The sequence below is a fragment of the Candidatus Bathyarchaeota archaeon genome (assembly GCA_026014725.1).
In the GTDB taxonomy this organism is placed as follows: Archaea; Thermoproteota; Bathyarchaeia; order Bathyarchaeales; family Bathycorpusculaceae; genus Bathycorpusculum.
Map to the genome: position 1 here is coordinate 1 of JAOZHV010000049.1, position 16,248 is coordinate 16,248.

Below are 16,248 nucleotides of genomic sequence, written 5' to 3' on the forward strand. Positions count from 1 at the left end.
AGCTGAAGGTGCAATCACCTACACAAACCAAACCGACATAGAAAACCACCAACTAATAGTGCTAAGCAACCAAATTAAGGAGCTGATACACAATGAAAAAACAGGCTAAATTCCAGTCAAATCTTTTGAATCCCAGCGGGCCCGCCACCCATCGTCTTAGTGCATGATTGTTTTTTAGTATTAGAAGAAGAAATGAGCGCCCCTATTCATCATCTTCTATGGGGGCTTTGTGGCTTTGTCGGTTTTGGTGTCTGCGTTTGGTTTGGGTTGCTGGCTGGTTGTGGAGTAATCCTAAGGCGACTCGGCAAAAAAGCGAGACGAGCGACCGCCCGTTTTCGATTTGGGGACTGCCCTAACTTGGAGAATAACCAAAACCAATGTGGAGAAACGTTTAGCAAGGAGTTGTCATCTTGGTTCAAATCCCAGCTGACCCGCCAACCACCTAACCTAGCCAGAAACAAGATTTTTTAAATATTTTAAAATCAACTGAGGCTGGTTATAAGCAGTCTTGAGTGCCTTCCACGGGTTCTTAATATGATTAATCAGGGATAGCCTCTTGTATTCTGCCAAGGCTTTTGCAGCTATCTCTTTAACTTCTGCTGGCGTGAAATCGTTAGTTGTTATCAGCGGCATGCCTTTGGGTTGCCGAGCCGCAGCGAAGGCGTTCCACGTTAAGTCTTTCTGGATGTAGCCTTTCTCTTTGCATTCTTCATAGAGCCTTGTGCCGTATGACGGCGTAGCCATAAACAAGTGCATACCTACATCATAGTCCCGTTTGAGCCACAGAGCGAAATCAACAGTTCTCTGCATACTCTCTTTTGTCTCGCCTGGGAAGCCGATGATGTAAAAAGCGCCCGTTTTTAACCCAATTTCCTTGCTGTTCTTCGCAAACTCCACCACACGGTTGAGGTCTAGGCTTTTGCAGATGACCTTGTCTAAAACTTGTTGGTCGCCAGATTCAACGCCGATAAATATGCTGTTGGCTCCTGATTTTTTCATTTTTTTAAGCAAATCCATGCTCAAACAGTCTGCCCGCACACCGTTTGGTGTTTCCCAGCCGATTTTGATTTTCCGCTCGATTATTCCATCGCAGATTGCTTCGAACCTTGCAAGGTCAAGTGTTAAGTTGTCATCCTCAAAGAAGATGTTCTTTACTTTAAACTTGTCAACGACGTATTGGATGTGGTTTAGCACGTAATCGGCAGAGTGCGCCCTGAACCGTTTGCCCATGTGCAAGTGAACCGCGCAGAAACAGCAGTTAAAGGGGCACCCACGGCTTGTCACCATCGATATGGCTCGGTTCTGAAAACTGCGGTAACCTATCTTCTTAGGGTTAAGGTACTGCTCCATATCTACCAAGTCATAGGCTGGATAAGGCAACTCGTCCAAGTTCTCAATGAAAGGTCTGGGCTGGTTTACAACGACTTTGCCGTCTTTTCGGTATGCGATTCCTAAAATCTCGCTCAGTTGTTTCTTGCCTTCAAAGGCTTGAGCCACTTCCAGCATAGTGTACTCGCCTTCACCACAAACTACGATGTCGACGGCTTGTGCCTCTTCTAAAAATTCTTTAGGAACCAACGTAACGTGTGGGCCGCCGACTACTGTTAAGATTTTTGAGTCAACTTGCTTGATTAGGCTACTGATTTTGAGTGTGTTTTCGATTTGGCATGTGAAGGGTCCTGCTATGCCAACAACATCTGGTTTTCGTGTTCTTACTTCTTGTTTTATCTGCTCCAAGGGCATGCCAACGCTTATGGTTTCACCGCTTTTTTCGAACGCTGAATCTGTCATGAAAGCATCCAAAATCTCTGCCTTATACCCGCCTTTCTGAAGGACTGCCGCTATATACATTAAACCTAAAGGCAAGTTGCCTGCAGGCGGCTCTGAACCTGCATAAAACGTTTGCGGCGGATTAATGAAAAGTACTTTCATTCGCTGTTACCAGTGACTATTTAGTTGACAAAGTAGAGATATTTAAATCAACTTATAACAATTCAATCCCTCTAAACAGCAATAGGGTAAGCTGATTTTTGTCTAATAGTTAATATTACCCGTATTTTCCCTGAAGCTTAGTTGGCATGTTACTGTTATATTACAACCACATAAGTTTATGAGCGGTTATTCGGCTCTATTATTGTTAACTTTTCCATAGATTAGTAGGAGGTGAACGCTTTGAGTACCCGAACTGAAGAAACTAGAAAGGGCAAAATGACTGTTGCTGAGGCAGGAAGGAAAGGCGGACAAAGAACTGCTGCCACTCATGGGCGAGAGTTCTATGAAGAAATAGGTCGAAAAGGCGGCGAGAAAGTTTCCGCTGAGCGGGGTCCAGAATTCTATAGCGAAATAGGTAGCAAAGGAGGGTCTGAGAGAGCCAAGCAACATGAAGGCACTGCTGAGGCACGAGGAAAAACAAGCCTTGAAGAGGCAGGTCACCGAGGCGGACAGAGAGTCCGCAAGTTAATCCAAGCTGGAAAAGCACATGAAGGAGAATAAAATAAAACTTTTTCGTTTACTCAATTGTTTCTTTTTAAATTCTGTTTTGGAGGTGATGTTTTTTGTCAAGGGACGAACGGAAAGGGAAAATGACTGTTGAGGAAGCTGGCCGAAGAGGTGGTCAACGGACAGCAGAGACTCATGGGGGAGACTTCTATAGTGAAATTGGTCGTAAGGGTGGAAAAATTGGTGGACCGCGAGGTGGACAAAGAGTCCGTAAACTTATTCAAGAAGGGAGAGAACATGAGGAAGAATAATAATTATTCCTCAAGCTGTTCTTAAACAAAGTTGGTAGAATTCTCCTCTTTTGTTTTAATTTTAGCATTTTTTTTACCAAAACAGGGGACATTTTGATGTTGGTGTATCTTTACAGCCACATATGTTTATGAGCTATGCCTCGGGCTAGGAAGTTGGAGAAAAAAGCGACCGTTTAACTTTTGGGAGGTGAACTGTTTGGGCGAAGAGAAAAGGAAAGGCAAGATGACCGTTGCGGAGGCAGGTCGAAGAGGCGGAGAAAAAACCTCTCAAACACACGGACCAGAATTCTACAGCGAAATAGGTAGCAAAGGAGGATCAAAGAGGGCTATGCAACATGAGGGTACAGCAGAAGCTGAGGGAAAAACAAGTTTAGAAGAAGCAGGGCACAAAGGTGGGCAGAGAGTTCGTAAATTAATCCAAGAAGGGAAAGCGCGTGAAGAATAATTTAGCGACTTTTCAAAATTCCTTGCTAGTTTAACTTTTCTCATATTGCTTTTGATTATGGATTAGTAGGAGGTGGAATGCGTATGGCAGAGGAAAGAAAGAAGGGACAGATGAGCGTTGAAGAAGCCGGTCGATTGGGCGGTCAAAAAGGTGGGCGGAAGACCGCTGAGACTCATGGGCGAGAGTTCTATGAAGAAATAGGTCATAAAGGTGGACAAAAAGTTCGCAGGCTTATTCAGGAAGGAAAGGAGCATGAAGAAGAATGAGCGGTTTCTTGAATCATTGGTTTTTTGTCAAGATGTTTTTGGAGGTGGTATGTTTGAGTGAAAAAAAGAAAGGTAAAATGACTGTTGAGGAGGCCGGGCGGCTGGGTGGAGAAAAAACCGCTAAGACCCATGGTGAAGAATTTTACAGCGAAATCGGTCAAAAGGGTGGTCAACGAGTCCGCAAGCTCATACAAGAGGGAAAAGCCCGAGAAGAAGAATAGAATTTACCGTTAGCATTCATCTTGTTTTCATTTATAAAATAGCTTTGTAAAGGGAGGTGAAAAACACGAGTAGTCAATCAACCGCGACAAGGCGTAGAGGAATAGGTCAGGGCAGAGGTACAAGAAGGCAATACACAGATAAAAGCGGGCGATCTGGGCGTGTAAGCCCAGCAATAGTTGAAAAATATCTTAAAGGGATGCATTATCCAGCAGAAAAGAAAAACCTTGTCAATAACGCAAAGACTAAAGATGCACCTGATGACGTAATGAACTTAATCAGTAGGCTACCTGATAAAACATACAACTCACCTATTGATATAACAAAAGAAATAGGAAAAATCGAGTAGCCCAAATAGTTAACTTTATTATGGCTTTCTTGAAAGGAGCATCGCAGACTATTTTTAATGGAGGTGAAGTTGGATTGACAGTTAAAACAACAGGAAAAAGAAAAATGACGAGGCAAGAGGCTGGAAAAAGAGGCGGCAAAAAAGTAGCGAGAGAAAGGGGTTCTGACTTCTACAGGATAATAGGTAGAAAAGGTGGCGAAAAAGTTGCAGAAGAACGCGGCTCTGAGTTTTACAGAGAAATCGGACGAAAAGGTGGAGAAAACCGGGCCAAGAAGACCTGAAGGAAGCGCGAGAAGATATTGTTTTTTCCAAAATGCTTATTCTTTAAGTTAACATATTATATGTTGGGTTATAAAATGGCTGAAAATATTAATGATGAGAGGCTGGTTAAGTTCTTGAAAAACCAGATTGTTGTTGAAAAACAGATTGTTGATTCTCTCGAAAAAGCTCTCGTTGGGATGAAGAATCCTGCTGTCAAAGGGGTTCTGAAGGGGGTATCATTGGATTCTGTTAAGCACGCAGAGTTATACACGTCAGCCGTAACATTGCTAACTGATGTCTCAACAGCGTTGACTCAACAAAACCTTGACCAGCAAAGAGCCGTGGTTGAAAAACACATAGCAATAGAGGCGAACCTCATCAAGAAGTTAGAAGAAATGTTGCCAACCATAGAAAATGAGAAAGTGAAGTTTTTATTGAAAGCTATTTTAAACGATGAGAGAAGGCATCACGAAATGTTAAAGATGGTTCTAGACATAATTGTTCATGGGGAAACTATAACTGAAGCTGACTGGTGGAAACTGCTCTGGGAAAACGTGCCTTTCCATGGTGCACCTGGTGGAGGATAAAAAAAGAATTCGAGTTTAAGAGTTGTTGTTAACCACTTGCTCTGAAGAAGTCCATGTTTCTTCAACTATTTGTTGAAGCTCCTGCAACACAGAAGCCAGCATTTCGCCTCTGCAGGTTAAGCCGTAAGCTTTCGGTGTTCTCCTTATAAAGATAAGTTTTTTGCCCTTCAATCCTCTGAGGTACTTGTAAACTCTTCTCATTGATAGCCCTGTTTCTTTCGAGAGTTTTCCAGCAGAGATACCTTCGTTGGGGATGGCATCGTAGATTTTTCGTTCGGTACCTGTGAATGTTTCTTTGTTTGGGTCACGCTTTGACCTAAAGAAGAAAATGTAATCTCTTTCTTCAGGCGTCTGTATTAATCCGACTGAGCGTAAGCGTTTGAGTATTCTGGATGCTATTTTCGGTGAGATTAACGCCTCTATCTCTTCAAAAGTTTTGGGACCAGACAACAGAGCGCGAAGAAGTGTTTCTTCGTAACATTCAGAGTGAGCTGGCAAAACTTCAGCAAATTCTGGGAAACACCCCAGAAGCTCGGTTAGTCGTCCGCCGAATGTTGTGGCGTAGTATTCATCTCGTGATTCAGTAGCTAGTCCAACCGCCATTAATGGTTGGAGATATTCTTCATTTATGGTTTCTTGGCTGTGTGAGCGTCCTGTTCTTTTTAGTTCTTGTTGGAGTTGACTTACAGAATACCTGCCGTTAACTATGGCGTTTAGGATGTGGAGGCGTGTTTCGTTCTTTAAAACGTTGAATAATTCTTTTATGTAGTTTGGGTTATCCATTGTCTCGCGGAGTTTTCGGAGTTCATTTTTGAGTTTATAGGCTTGGCAGCGTGTTATGCATTGGAGTGGTGATATTGGTGCACAGTTGCGGCATTCTGCATCTAGTGACTTAAGCATTGATGCTAGGTCGCGGTGGTTTTCACCATTGCGGGTTGGTTGGAGGACATTACCCATGTTGGTTTATTTCTCCTTTCGGCGTGTGTCAGACGGGGAAGGAGTGAAGAATGGGTGTAAAACTGCGTTTGCCATTGCGATTGGTGACCCGTCTTGACACGCGTCATAAAATATGACAAGCGTCATATTTAAATAGCTTTCTCCAACAAAATAGGTTATTCGGTGTAAAACTTGATACTGCCGTGCGAAGTGGGAGTAAAGACGGTGCTACCTGCAGTAAAAGCGATAATGGCGCGTTCCATTGTTGAAAAACACGGCTTAAACGAAAAACAAACCGCTGACCTTTTAGGGCTATCACAATCAGCAGTCAGTCGATACGTTGGCAGAGAAAGAGGCAACCACTTAACCATAGAAAACACAGCCGAAGTAGCAGTACTCATAGACCAGATGGTTTCTTCACTCATAAGAGAACCCGATAACAAAGCCAAAATCCTCGCACTCTTCTGCCAAACCTGCACAACCATACGCGAAAAAGGCTTAATGTGCTCCAAATGTCAAGAAGCCATGCCGCAGGAATGGGCAAAGAAATGCCTTTTCTGTCGTTAACCAACAAGCACTTGTGGAACATTCACAACTCCAAAAGCAAACAGAAACAAAAAAGCAACGTTTTACGCAATCCATAGGTTGTTGTTGTAAGAGGAGAGGGGTTTACTCAACAGCTACTACTATAGGAAAAACAAACTCAAAACAACCACATGCCACCACTCTTTACGATATATAAGTCATAAAGTATAAGAACAGGTATGTTTCTTTAATGGAAAGCTGGTAGTGAACAACTTGAACGTTCCCAAAGAAGTAAAAACTTACTGTCCAAAATGTAAAACTCACCAACTTCACAGTGTAACCCTCTACAAAGCCGGCAAACGCCGAGCACTCGCCAAAGGCGAACGCCACCACGAAAGAGAAAAGAAGGGTTACGGCGGACAAAAATACCCCTTACAACATGAATTCGCAAAAACAACCAAAAAACAAACCCTGCGTCTAAAATGCAAAAAATGCAACTACATGCGCCACAAAGACGGCATCCGCCTAAGAAAACTAGTTATACAATAACCATAAAGGAGAAAAGGAAAAAATGTCAGAATGGAACAAACTCATCCCCAAACCAAGAAGCCTCTTCCTGCGCGTAAAATGCCGAAAATGCGGCAACGAACAACTCCTCTTCAGCAACGCAGTCAACAAAATCACCTGCAACGTATGCGGAGAAACACTTGCCACACCTACAGGCGGCAGAGCAAAACTCAACGCTGAAGTCCTCACAGTTCTCGAATAAACAGGTGACCAACCAAAAATGGCTGAGCGTAAGCCCCAATGGCCAGAACCAGGCGACCTAGTCATCGCCACCATAGAAACAGTCACTGACTATGGCGCTTACGCAAAACTTGATGAATACGAGAAACGCGGTTTACTCCACGTATCCGAAATCTCATCCTCATGGATAAGAAACATCCGGGACTTTGTCCGAGAAGGACAAAAGGTAGTCCTGAAAGTTCTGCGTGTTGACCCAGAAAAAGGCCACATCGACTTATCCCTAAGAAGAGTCACAAAAAGAGAAAGAATCGAAAAAATTCTTTCATGGAAAAAAGAAAGAAAAGCCGAAGCCCTAATCCGCGGAGTGGCAGAAAAAGTTGGCTTAACCAGCGAAGAAGTCTACCAAAAAGCTGGCACAATAGTGGAAGAAAAATTCGGATTGTACGAAGGGTTTGAAAAAGCAGCAATCGAAGGTCCAGAAGCCTTAACAGAAATCGGCGTTCCAGAAAACATCGCCAAAGCATTTGCTCAGGTAGCACAGGAACGTATACACGTAAAAATGGTGAAAGTGAAAGGTGTTCTTGAAATCCGTTGCATGAAACCTAACGGTGTAAAACTAATTAAAGATGCTTTCAAAAACGCAAAAAAAGAAAAAATAAAAGACGCCAACATAAAGTTCTACGTTATAGCTGCGCCAAAATATAGTATCGAAGTCTTAGCTGAAAACTATAAACGCGCCGAAGAGGTCATGCAAAAAACCGCAGAGAACGTAATTACAAACATAACAAAAGTGGGCGGACAAGGCACTTTTAGAAGGGAAAAATAGTGGGATGGCAATTACGCAAATGCGTAAACTGCGAAAAATACACCCTAAACAAAACCAGTTGCCCCTACTGCGGTGGACCAGTAAAAATCCCGCACCCCCCCAAGTTCTCCCCAGATGATAAATACCTTAAATACCGAATGGCACAAAAAAGGAGCACAACACAATGAAAGAAACATACATCAAAGAATTCGTTCAAATCCAGCCTAACAACCCTGTCTTAATTGAAGGTCTCCCAGGCTTAGGCTTAGTCGGTAAAATCGCTTTACGTTACTTAATCAAACAATTAAAAGCCAAAAAAATCGCTTATTTATACTCACCACACTTCCCTTACTTCGTTTTAGTTAACAAAAAAGGCAATGCACGGTTGTTGCGAGGAGCATTCTATTATTACAAAAATCCCAAAGGCAACGACGTTCTTCTCTTCACAGGCGATAGCCAATCACAAACAATCGAAGGACAATACGAAATCGCCGACCGCGTGTTAGACTTTGCAGAAAAAAATAATGTGAAAACAATCGCAACCATCGGTGGCTATCGCATGGAACCTAAAGAAAGACCTAAAGTCTACATAGCAGCAACGAGCAAAGAAATCCGAGACAAAGCCATACAAGCAGGAGCAACTCTTAGCGCTTCAGGTAGTCCAATCGTCGGAACCGCAGGGCTGATACTTGGGCTTGCAAAATTCAAAAAAATAGAGGCAATATGCTTGTTAGGTGAAACACGTGGCTATTTGCCTGATCCTCTCGCAGCAAAAAGTGTTTTAGAGGTGTTGAAAGGAGCTTTCAATTTTGACCTAGACCTTGAGGGCTTAGATGAAGAAATAAGCCGAGCTGAAATCATGGCTGCACGTTTACAACAAATTGAAGAAAAACGCGCCATCCAAGCTGAGGAAACACGCAAGCAAGAAGACAAAAAAACCACATATATATCCTAAGAAAAACTTTTCCTAATTATTTCGACAGTTTTCACGCCGGCAGTGCCATCACCAAAAGGCGAAACCGCAGGTAACTCTCCCTCATAATCAACCGCTTCTTTAAGGGCTAACATAATCTTGTTCTCCTCAGTTCCAACTACCTTGGCAAATCCCGCTTCCACCGCTTCTTGCCGTTCAGTTGACAAGCGAATCACAAGCACACGTTTTCGTATGACTGGCGCAGTTGCTTCTTCTTGGATTCCACCCGAATCAGTGATTATTAAGCTACATTTTTTCATGAGCATCAGAAAATCCAAGTAACCTAAAGGTGGCAGAATCAGCAAATTCTTCAGCTTCTCTATCTTCGTTAGTATGTCGTTTTCCTGTAACCTTTTTCTAGTTCGGGGATGCATTGGATAAACAATCGGAATAGGCGATTTCGAGAGAACCCCCACAAAAGCCTTGAGAACCTCAATGTTGTCCACGTTTTCTGCTCTATGAGCCGTTGCCAATGCGAAAGTTTCAAACGGTATCTTTTCCATTATGGCTGATTTCTTTTCTGCAATCGGCAGATGCTCGTTTACAGCATCGATAGCTGTGTTGCCTGTGAGGAAGATTTTGCCCCAAACATTCTCTCTTAAAAGATTAGCTTTCGCTCGCTCTGTTGGTGCAAACAAGTACTCAGAAATGTGGTCAGTTAAGCGTCGATTGTGCTCTTCAGGCATTCGAAGATCAAAACTTCTAAGCCCCGCCTCCACGTGGCCAATTGGAATAACTCGCTTATTTGCCGCTAATGCTACTGAGAGGACGCTGTTGGTGTCGCCTTCAACGAGAACGATGGAGGGCTCAACCTTTTCCAGCAATTGGTCCATCTTCATCATTATTTCTGCTGTTTGCGCCCCAGGGGATGATGCTTCAATTTTTAGAGCATAATCTGGTGCTTGTAGATCAAGATTTTCGATGAATTGCTGGGACATATTGTAGTCGTAGTGTTGCCCGCAGTGAACAAATAGAAAAGGAATTTTGGCTTTTTGGAGGGCTCGAATTATCGGAGCCATCTTGATTATTTCAGGTCTAGTTCCTGCAATCACTGCAACATGTTTCATGATTTTCCTCTTTTAGGTTTTCTTTAGGCTGCCTTCTCTTGGCTCGTAAATTGTGCCTTCACGGAGCAGTTGGCTTATCATGCGTTCTACTTCGCCTCTTGGAATCTTGTGCTTGGTTTCCAACTCGTTCACCAGCAGGTCTTTTTCTACCATGCCTGTTACTTTCTCCATACTCATGAGCGTTGACAACACAACATGTAACCTGTCACGGATGCTTTTGGGTCTGCCAGTCATAATCAAATCAATATCAACTTTGTAGGATGACATGTCAATGCCGACTTCTTCAAGCGACCTCTTCATTATCGCTATAGCCGCTTCTGCATCTTCAGCAGTCACTTCGTTTCGCAAGGCAACGCGTGCTCGAGCTTCAGCAATACGAACAAGTGATTCTAGCTGGCGAGCAGTAATTGCCACTGGCGAGCCTTCACTTTCACTTGCCGAACGCATGGCTAAATAGAAGTCACTGAGCCGTTTCAGTGCTTCTTCACCGAGTTCAGGTTTGACTCCCTTGGCGTAGCTGATATATTTGCGCAATAGTTCTGCATCAACTTGCGCTTCGACAGGGCTCATTCCTCTTCGGTGAATTTCTAGGATGTGCCGCGACATTTTTCCATCTGCCTCCTTGTTTGGGGCATCACGAAGCACAAAAATCAAGTCAAAACGTGATAAGATGGTGACTGGCAGTGAGATGTTTTCTGCTACGGTTCGGTTGGGTTCATATCTGCCTAGTGATGGGTTGGCGGCTGCAAGAACCGCGGTTCTAGCGTTTAACGTGGCGACTATGCCTCCTTTCGCGACTGAGACGGTATGTTGCTCCATGGCCTCGTGAATGGCAACGCGGTCTTCAGGTCGCATTTTGTCCATTTCGTCGATGCATGCGATGCCTTTGTCTGCGAGGACTAGTGCTCCTGCTTCAAGACTCATGCTTCCGCCTTTTTCTCGGACTACCGCTGCGGTTAATCCTGCCGCGGTGGTGCCTCTGCCTGAAGTGTAGAGCCCTCTTGGTGCTATTCTTGAAACGTACTGGAGCATTTGGGATTTGGCTGTGCCTGGGTCACCGATGAGAAGCGCGTTCATTTCACCTCTTACCGTTACGTCTGGGAGGCTTTTTGAAACTCCGCCGAAGAGCAGGTACATGATGGCTTCTTTGATGTGTTCATAACCGAAGATTGAGGGCGCAATTGAACTCATGATTTTGCGGTGCACCCACGGGTCTTTTGAGAGTTTGATTATTTTTTCTTCTTCCTCAGGTGTGGGCGGTGATGTTTCGGGCTCTTTGCCAAGCACTTCTATCGAGTTGGCGTCTAGTTGGAGAATGAATGTACGTAGTTTTCCCATGCCCATTAGCGATGGAGCAAAAGCTCGCACGATACCGACTATTGAAACATGGTCTCCTGGTCTTGCCACGTCAACTATTTCGTCGCCGACTAGCTTGACCGCTAAAACTCTCGGCAGTTGCCCTGGGGGAAGGTCTTCGGGTTTTTCTTGTAGTCTTAGGTCTTGTGAGTCTATGAAGCTTGATTCTTCTTGAACAAATTCGAAGGGTCCATCTCTTCCACAGTCGGGAGCCATGCAGACTGCTGGTGCTTTGAGGAACTGTCCTGTTTGTTCAACTTGGTTTATGGTGCCGCAGCGTTTGCATTTGAAGGCTGCGACTTGAACCATGGGTCGCACAGGTGTTGCTCGGACGACTATGCCTTCGACCATTACTAGTTTGCTCATTTGTCTTGAGCCGAGTCTGCGGAGCTGTTCTTTTCCTAGGAGCTTTACGATTCTGACGATGATTTTTTCGATTTTTTCAGCGTATTCCGCGTCCTCGATTCTGAGTTGTTCGTATGCGCCTTTGCCTGCGTGTTGGAGGTATTCTTCGGGTTTGTTTAGGAGTTGCTCGGCTAGTGCTTGGTCAAATCCGTAGAGTTCTTCGAAATCAATTGTGAGTGAGCCTTTACCTGTGATTGCTAACTGTGCTATACGTTGTCGATACTTTTCTTTTTTGAAGAATTCTTGGAAGCGTTGTTGGGGGTCGATGGCTTCTAGTGTCATGTTACTTTTCAGCTCCGTTTTCTAAGATTTTAGTTTTCCACTCGGAGATTATTCTGACTAGTTGTTCGTAGATGATTTTTTCTTCGCTTGAGAATTTTTTGAGGACTTGTTCGCTTTGTGCTGGAGCGGCAGATAAGGCAACGATTTTCTTTAGCCTTGAATTGACAACGTCACGTGCCAGTTGTCTTGCTCGGTCGTATTCTTGGTATTTCTCTGATTGTTTTGATGCTTGTTCTTTCAACTCAGAGATGAATCTGCGAAGTTTGGGGTAGAAGTTGGGTGGGAGTTCAGAGATTTGACTTGGGATTTGTACGCCTTCTTTCCATTGGACTTTGAATAGTTTGGTAGCGTCAAGGATTTCGTCTTCTCTGAAATGGGCTATTCCTGCGTTGGCGAGTTCTTTAGCTACCCAGAAGTAAGTTTCGTATTCGTTGCCTTCGTCGAATGGACCAACGTTTAAGCCTGCGAGTTTGATTTCTGGGCAGTTGCGGTTTGCAACGATTTTTACCATTGAGTTTTCATAGCAAAAGTCTAGTGTGCAAATTTTGGCTGCCAACGCTTCGTCCCTCTTCCCCTTAATGCTTGTGGGGTTCAACAGATATAGCGATAATGGTTTTAAGCGTTTTGCACTGACTGCTTGATGCCGTGGAAAGGAAATTTAGGTCTTTTTTTGGCTGTTTTAGCCTTTTTTATGTGTATACGGTAACTGTTTTTCCCAACGCTGATTTGTGGGTTTTTTCTGCTTTTGGCTGATTTTTTAAAATTAGTTGATGATGGGGTGGTTTCCCTTACTCTTCTTCAAGCGGGATTGGAGGTCAACTTCCTTTTGGCTTTTGCACCTGCTACAGGTTGGAGGTTGGTTGAGGCTGATTCTACAAGCATAACAAAAACCAACATTCGTCAACTCGGTCGTGTGATTTTTTTCTATAGCCCCCCTTATTTAACTCTCAACACCTGCCTAGTTTTCAAGGGCAGAATTGAGCGAGTGTTGTTCTCACTCTTTAATTCTTCACAGCAGAGCCCTCAACCCATTATGCTGCTTGCGCTTAAAAACCTCTCTCAATCATATCTGGTGAAGGGATTATGGCCATAGTCCTAGTGTTTTTATGGCGTTTGCCACTCTGCCCACGCCCAACATCAAGGCGCCTGTTCGCATGTCGCTCTCTTCCCGTGCAACAATCGCTTCCACATCGTTGAAGGCTTTCGTCATTTTCTCCTCCAGCCTCCGATTCACTTTTTCAAGTGTCCACTGCTCACGCGTCAAATTCTGCACCCACTCAAAATAGCTTACTGTGACGCCGCCGCTGTTTGCTAGAATGTCAGGGATGAGACAGATGCCTTTTTCGTAGAGCGCCTTGTCAGCTTCAGGGGTTGTCGGTCCATTAGCAGCTTCAGCCACCATTTTGGCTTTGATTTTGTCAACGTTCTTGCTGGTGATTTGGTTCTCAATCGCCGCTGGAATAAGCACGTCGCATTCAAGCTCAAGCAGTTCTTCATTGGTTATGTCCTTGCATCCCTCAAAATTCTGCACGCTGCCTGTTTTTTCTTTATGCGCCAAAACTGCTGCAGGGTTTAAGCCTTCTTCGTAGAATATGCCGCCGCTAGAATCGCTAACAGCTACGACTTTGCATCCGATTTCCCTCGCCGCCGTTGCCGCGTGGTAGCCTACGTTGCCAAAACCCTGAATGGCTACTGAGGCGCCGCCGAGTTTTAAGCCGTTGTTCTCTGCTGCCTGTTTGACGCAGTGGATGACTCCTCGTCCCGTGGCTTCGGTTCTACCCCATGAACCGCCGATTTCTACGGGTTTGCCTGTGACGCTTTCAGGTATGATGTAGCCTTTTAGTTGGCTGTAGGTGTCCATTATCCAAGCCATTGTCTGCGCGTCAGTGTACATGTCGGGTGCTGGGATGTCGCGGTGTGGACCAAGATAATCGCCAATTAGGCTCACGTATCTTCGTGTTAAGCGTTCCAGTTCGTGTTTGCTTAGTTTTTTGCTGTCTACGCAAACACCGCCTTTGGCTCCGCCGAAAGGTATGTCGGCTATGGCACATTTCCAAGTCATCAGCATAGCCAGCGCCTTCACCTCATCCAGAGTGATGTCTGGGTAATATCGGATTCCGCCTTTGAATGGTCCACGTGCATCCCAGTGCTGAACACGGATGCCGTTAAAGACGCCGATTGAGCCGTCATCCATGCGGATGTCCATGCTCACGGTTATGGAGCGTTTGGGGTGGCTGAGCATTTTTTGGAGGCTTGAATCTAATCCGAGTTTTTCGGATGCCAGTTTTAGCTGGGATAAAGCGGTAGTTAATGTTGTTTGTTCTTCCGACATGAAAACGCCTTCTCTATTAAATTGTAATTGGGAATGGTTAGATAAGAATTGCCGTTTTATTTTTTCATGTGTTTGGTTGATGCTTTCGTATACAAAAATACCTATTGGTCTCAGCTGTGAGCATCTCTCTTATTTAAAAAAGATAGTTTTCAGAATTAAAGATTTGTATCGAATGATAAATTATGACCTTTGTTTTATAAAATAAAAAATAAAAGAAGTGGTTTAGTAGTCAAGGATTTTTTTGACTACGTCGTTTTCTACTTCATGTGCCAATGGAATGCCTGTGACTTGTGTGGCTATTGTGCTCAGGCTCATGAGGTCGCCTCTGTTGAGCAAGCTAAGTTTCCATTTGCGGTTGCCTGCCATGAGTTGCTTGAGGCCAACGCCGACTCTGTCGGTTAGGTAAGTGTAGACGCCTATGCTTTCCAGCGGGATTTCGCCGAAGCGTTTTCCGTATTTTGCTTTGAGTTCTGGGATAGCTATGAAGAATTTGTCTGGTGTTGCGCCGAACTTTTCCACGAAATTCTTTGGCAGTTTGCCTTCTGCTGCGAGTTGTTTGAAGTAGCTTGCTTTCATGGCTGCAGTGATTGGTGAGCGTCCCATCAGGACTGCTTTGACTAGTGGTCCTTGCCCGAAGTTGCTGAGGGCGATTGTTTTGAATATGCTAGTTTCTTCGATGAAGCCGCCTGCCATCACAAGGTCAGGAACGTATTTGCCTTTCTTTTTGAGTATCTGTGCGCACTGTAGCACTAGCGCTTGCAGGTACAGTGTTGGGATGCTCATTTCATCCATCATGGGCACTGGGCTCATGCCTGTTCCGCCGCCTGCGCCGTCAAAACTGAGTGCATCGATTTTTGCTTCGGAAGCCCATTTCATAGTGTATGCAACCGCGCTGGGTCGGTAAGCACCTGTTTTGAGGAAAACTTTCTTGGCGCCTTGTTTGCGGAGCCACTCGATGTCTTCTAGGAAACTTTTCTCTTTGGGTATTCCGACTCTGCTGTGGCGCTCGAAAGTGTTGAATACGCCGTCTTTGAATGCTTGCTGTACCACTGGGTCTTCAGGGTCTGGGATGACAACGTAACCGCGTTTCTTGAGCAGAAGGGCTTTTTCTAGACTCTTTAAGCGTACTTCGCCGCCGATGGCTTTGGCACCTTGACCCCATTTGCGTTCAATAATGTTAACTTCCAGCTTCGATAGAGCGTATACATCTATGCCTAGTCTTTGGTCTTCGACGTTTGTCTGAATGATTACGTCTCCGTATTTTCCATCCCAAAACTTCCTAAATGAATCAACTCTGCGTTTTAGCTCTGGTGAATGGGTTATCTTTCCGTTAGCTAGTGATGCTTCAACGTCCATGCCTGCAATGTTTTCTCCGATGGTTACTGATACGCCTGAGAGAGCTGCGCCGATGGCTAGGGCATCCCAGTTTGCGCGTGCTACTTCTGTGGAGCCGAAAGCGCCTGTTAGAATTGGGAGTTTGAGTGGCATTCCACCGACGACTGTTTCCGTGTTGACATTTGGGAATATGGCTGCTTCTGATGTTTCCGGTATGCCTTGCGCTTCGAAGAGTCCTGCTTGGATGCTAAAATGCGACCAGTCTAACCCAAAGTTCTTTAGTGCACCAGCTGTGCTGGTTCCGAATTGGGCTGGTTCAGGATAGAGTGCTTCTCTTCCCCTGAAAGCTGATAGGCTGATTTCACAGAGCACTGGGCAGTCCCGAATGCATATGGGGCACATGCCGCTGATTGTGCTTGTGTCTTTCACACGTGTGTTTGTTCCAACTGTTGATTTACCGTTTAAATATGAACTGTTTTTATGTACTCTTTCGCTCATTTGTTCAATTCCCCAAGTTTCGTTGCGATGTTTTGATGAGCATGAACACTCGTATAATATATAATGTTATTCAATAGCTTCTATATGCAAATAAACGACAGCTAGGGAAA

23 protein-coding genes are annotated in these 16,248 nt (G+C 44.5%); 16 read left to right on the top strand and 7 right to left on the bottom strand.

What is annotated here, in order from left to right; genetic code table 11:
- The first annotated feature begins 192 nt into the window (after positions 1 to 192).
- Positions 193 to 471 carry a hypothetical protein gene (locus NWE95_09610; GenBank protein ID MCW4004150.1) on the top strand — a complete coding sequence of 93 codons (279 nt, stop codon included), beginning with the start codon at positions 193 to 195 and terminating at the stop codon, positions 469 to 471.
- Here the strand turns inward: NWE95_09610 and NWE95_09615 are convergent.
- Complete coding sequence (locus tag NWE95_09615; GenBank protein MCW4004151.1) at positions 448 to 1,932, bottom strand: B12-binding domain-containing radical SAM protein; 1,485 nt, start codon at positions 1,930 to 1,932, stop codon at positions 448 to 450. The two genes, NWE95_09610 and NWE95_09615, sit on opposite strands and share 24 nt — an antisense overlap.
- A 276-nt stretch (positions 1,933 to 2,208) precedes the next feature.
- Here NWE95_09615 and NWE95_09620 point away from each other — a divergent pair, with 276 nt between their 5' ends.
- The 8 genes from NWE95_09620 (at position 2,209) to NWE95_09655 (ending at position 4,877) form a co-directional block, all read left to right on the top strand.
- Positions 2,209 to 2,493 (top strand): general stress protein B, encoded by a 285-nt coding sequence (locus NWE95_09620; protein MCW4004152.1) that lies wholly within the window; start codon positions 2,209 to 2,211, stop codon positions 2,491 to 2,493.
- A gap of 89 nt (positions 2,494 to 2,582) precedes the next feature.
- On the top strand, positions 2,583 to 2,750 hold the full coding sequence (locus NWE95_09625; GenBank protein ID MCW4004153.1) for an Em GEA1 (EM1): 168 nt from the start codon (positions 2,583 to 2,585) through the stop codon (positions 2,748 to 2,750).
- Positions 2,751 to 2,946: 196 nt separating this feature from the next.
- A complete protein-coding gene (locus tag NWE95_09630) occupies positions 2,947 to 3,195 on the top strand; it encodes a hypothetical protein (GenBank protein MCW4004154.1) in 249 nt (82 codons plus the stop codon).
- Between the two features lie 83 nt (positions 3,196 to 3,278).
- A complete protein-coding gene (locus tag NWE95_09635; GenBank protein ID MCW4004155.1) occupies positions 3,279 to 3,461 on the top strand; it encodes an Em GEA1 (EM1) in 183 nt (60 codons plus the stop codon).
- Between the two features lie 53 nt (positions 3,462 to 3,514).
- The gene (locus tag NWE95_09640) at positions 3,515 to 3,682 is read left to right on the top strand and encodes an Em GEA1 (EM1) (GenBank protein ID MCW4004156.1); all 168 of its coding nucleotides are present in this window, start codon (positions 3,515 to 3,517) and stop codon (positions 3,680 to 3,682) included.
- A gap of 56 nt (positions 3,683 to 3,738) precedes the next feature.
- Entirely contained in the window at positions 3,739 to 4,029 is a 291-nt protein-coding gene (locus NWE95_09645) for a DUF2795 domain-containing protein (GenBank protein ID MCW4004157.1), read from the top strand.
- Positions 4,030 to 4,133: 104 nt separating this feature from the next.
- On the top strand, positions 4,134 to 4,310 hold the full coding sequence (locus tag NWE95_09650) for a stress-induced protein, KGG, repeat-containing protein (GenBank protein MCW4004158.1): 177 nt from the start codon (positions 4,134 to 4,136) through the stop codon (positions 4,308 to 4,310).
- Between the two features lie 75 nt (positions 4,311 to 4,385).
- Positions 4,386 to 4,877: a hypothetical protein gene (locus tag NWE95_09655; protein ID MCW4004159.1), complete on the top strand. Its 492-nt coding sequence runs from the start codon at positions 4,386 to 4,388 to the stop codon at positions 4,875 to 4,877.
- 15 nt (positions 4,878 to 4,892) lie between these two features.
- Here the strand turns inward: NWE95_09655 and NWE95_09660 are convergent, their stop codons facing one another.
- Positions 4,893 to 5,834 (bottom strand): hypothetical protein, encoded by a 942-nt coding sequence (locus tag NWE95_09660; GenBank protein MCW4004160.1) that lies wholly within the window; start codon positions 5,832 to 5,834, stop codon positions 4,893 to 4,895.
- Positions 5,835 to 6,005: 171 nt separating this feature from the next.
- Here NWE95_09660 and NWE95_09665 point away from each other — a divergent pair, with 171 nt between their 5' ends.
- The 6 genes from NWE95_09665 to NWE95_09690 all read left to right on the top strand — a co-directional run bounded on the left by NWE95_09665 (position 6,006) and on the right by NWE95_09690 (position 8,845).
- On the top strand, positions 6,006 to 6,380 hold the full coding sequence (locus NWE95_09665) for a hypothetical protein (protein MCW4004161.1): 375 nt from the start codon (positions 6,006 to 6,008) through the stop codon (positions 6,378 to 6,380).
- Positions 6,381 to 6,611: 231 nt separating this feature from the next.
- The gene (locus NWE95_09670; protein MCW4004162.1) at positions 6,612 to 6,887 is read left to right on the top strand and encodes a 50S ribosomal protein L44e; all 276 of its coding nucleotides are present in this window, start codon (positions 6,612 to 6,614) and stop codon (positions 6,885 to 6,887) included.
- 22 nt (positions 6,888 to 6,909) lie between these two features.
- The gene (locus NWE95_09675; protein ID MCW4004163.1) at positions 6,910 to 7,107 is read left to right on the top strand and encodes a 30S ribosomal protein S27e; all 198 of its coding nucleotides are present in this window, start codon (positions 6,910 to 6,912) and stop codon (positions 7,105 to 7,107) included.
- Between the two features lie 18 nt (positions 7,108 to 7,125).
- Positions 7,126 to 7,911 carry a translation initiation factor IF-2 subunit alpha gene (locus NWE95_09680; protein ID MCW4004164.1) on the top strand — a complete coding sequence of 262 codons (786 nt, stop codon included), beginning with the start codon at positions 7,126 to 7,128 and terminating at the stop codon, positions 7,909 to 7,911.
- Positions 7,911 to 8,078 carry an RNA-protein complex protein Nop10 gene (locus NWE95_09685; protein ID MCW4004165.1) on the top strand — a complete coding sequence of 56 codons (168 nt, stop codon included), beginning with the start codon at positions 7,911 to 7,913 and terminating at the stop codon, positions 8,076 to 8,078. Before NWE95_09680 ends, NWE95_09685 begins: the two co-directional genes overlap by 1 nt.
- Positions 8,075 to 8,845 carry a PAC2 family protein gene (locus NWE95_09690; GenBank protein MCW4004166.1) on the top strand — a complete coding sequence of 257 codons (771 nt, stop codon included), beginning with the start codon at positions 8,075 to 8,077 and terminating at the stop codon, positions 8,843 to 8,845. Before NWE95_09685 ends, NWE95_09690 begins: the two co-directional genes overlap by 4 nt.
- Here the strand turns inward: NWE95_09690 and wecB are convergent.
- From wecB to NWE95_09705, 3 genes are read right to left on the bottom strand one after another with little or no spacing between them, the layout of a single operon-like run.
- Positions 8,842 to 9,930 carry a UDP-N-acetylglucosamine 2-epimerase (non-hydrolyzing) gene (gene wecB / locus NWE95_09695; protein ID MCW4004167.1) on the bottom strand — a complete coding sequence of 363 codons (1,089 nt, stop codon included), beginning with the start codon at positions 9,928 to 9,930 and terminating at the stop codon, positions 8,842 to 8,844. The two genes, NWE95_09690 and wecB, sit on opposite strands and share 4 nt — an antisense overlap.
- 12 nt (positions 9,931 to 9,942) lie before the next feature.
- Complete coding sequence (locus NWE95_09700) at positions 9,943 to 11,973, bottom strand: minichromosome maintenance protein MCM (GenBank protein ID MCW4004168.1); 2,031 nt, start codon at positions 11,971 to 11,973, stop codon at positions 9,943 to 9,945.
- Position 11,974: 1 nt separating this feature from the next.
- Positions 11,975 to 12,484: a hypothetical protein gene (locus NWE95_09705; GenBank protein ID MCW4004169.1), complete on the bottom strand. Its 510-nt coding sequence runs from the start codon at positions 12,482 to 12,484 to the stop codon at positions 11,975 to 11,977.
- Positions 12,485 to 12,718: 234 nt separating this feature from the next.
- On the opposite strand from NWE95_09705, the gene NWE95_09710 reads away from it, so the two are divergent.
- On the top strand, positions 12,719 to 13,066 hold the full coding sequence (locus NWE95_09710) for a hypothetical protein (GenBank protein MCW4004170.1): 348 nt from the start codon (positions 12,719 to 12,721) through the stop codon (positions 13,064 to 13,066).
- Here NWE95_09710 and NWE95_09715 read toward each other — a convergent pair.
- Together NWE95_09715 and NWE95_09720 are read right to left on the bottom strand one after the other, a co-directional pair.
- Positions 13,055 to 14,305, bottom strand: coding sequence for a Glu/Leu/Phe/Val dehydrogenase (locus NWE95_09715; protein ID MCW4004171.1), 1,251 nt, complete (start codon positions 14,303 to 14,305; stop codon positions 13,055 to 13,057). The two genes, NWE95_09710 and NWE95_09715, sit on opposite strands and share 12 nt — an antisense overlap.
- A gap of 222 nt (positions 14,306 to 14,527) precedes the next feature.
- The gene (locus tag NWE95_09720; GenBank protein ID MCW4004172.1) at positions 14,528 to 16,138 is read right to left on the bottom strand and encodes a glutamate synthase-related protein; all 1,611 of its coding nucleotides are present in this window, start codon (positions 16,136 to 16,138) and stop codon (positions 14,528 to 14,530) included.
- Positions 16,139 to 16,248: the final 110 nt, after the last annotated feature.

Excerpts from the sequence above, each read along its gene's own strand:
- NWE95_09610 (MCW4004150.1), top strand. The coding sequence starts at position 193 with ATGAGCGCCCCTATTCATCATCTTCTATGGGGGCTTTGTGGCTTTGTC.
- NWE95_09615 (MCW4004151.1), bottom strand. The coding sequence starts at position 1,932 with ATGAAAGTACTTTTCATTAATCCGCCGCAAACGTTTTATGCAGGTTCA.
- NWE95_09620 (MCW4004152.1), top strand. The coding sequence starts at position 2,209 with ATGACTGTTGCTGAGGCAGGAAGGAAAGGCGGACAAAGAACTGCTGCC.
- NWE95_09625 (MCW4004153.1), top strand. The coding sequence starts at position 2,583 with ATGACTGTTGAGGAAGCTGGCCGAAGAGGTGGTCAACGGACAGCAGAG.
- NWE95_09635 (MCW4004155.1), top strand. The coding sequence starts at position 3,279 with ATGGCAGAGGAAAGAAAGAAGGGACAGATGAGCGTTGAAGAAGCCGGT.
- NWE95_09650 (MCW4004158.1), top strand. The coding sequence starts at position 4,134 with ATGACGAGGCAAGAGGCTGGAAAAAGAGGCGGCAAAAAAGTAGCGAGA.
- NWE95_09655 (MCW4004159.1), top strand. The coding sequence starts at position 4,386 with ATGGCTGAAAATATTAATGATGAGAGGCTGGTTAAGTTCTTGAAAAAC.
- NWE95_09660 (MCW4004160.1), bottom strand. The coding sequence starts at position 5,834 with ATGGGTAATGTCCTCCAACCAACCCGCAATGGTGAAAACCACCGCGAC.
- NWE95_09675 (MCW4004163.1), top strand. The coding sequence starts at position 6,910 with ATGTCAGAATGGAACAAACTCATCCCCAAACCAAGAAGCCTCTTCCTG.
- NWE95_09680 (MCW4004164.1), top strand. The coding sequence starts at position 7,126 with ATGGCTGAGCGTAAGCCCCAATGGCCAGAACCAGGCGACCTAGTCATC.
- NWE95_09690 (MCW4004166.1), top strand. The coding sequence starts at position 8,075 with ATGAAAGAAACATACATCAAAGAATTCGTTCAAATCCAGCCTAACAAC.
- wecB (MCW4004167.1), bottom strand. The coding sequence starts at position 9,930 with ATGAAACATGTTGCAGTGATTGCAGGAACTAGACCTGAAATAATCAAG.
- NWE95_09700 (MCW4004168.1), bottom strand. The coding sequence starts at position 11,973 with ATGACACTAGAAGCCATCGACCCCCAACAACGCTTCCAAGAATTCTTC.
- NWE95_09705 (MCW4004169.1), bottom strand. The coding sequence starts at position 12,484 with ATGGTAAAAATCGTTGCAAACCGCAACTGCCCAGAAATCAAACTCGCA.
- NWE95_09715 (MCW4004171.1), bottom strand. The coding sequence starts at position 14,305 with ATGTCGGAAGAACAAACAACATTAACTACCGCTTTATCCCAGCTAAAA.
- NWE95_09720 (MCW4004172.1), bottom strand. The coding sequence starts at position 16,138 with ATGAGCGAAAGAGTACATAAAAACAGTTCATATTTAAACGGTAAATCA.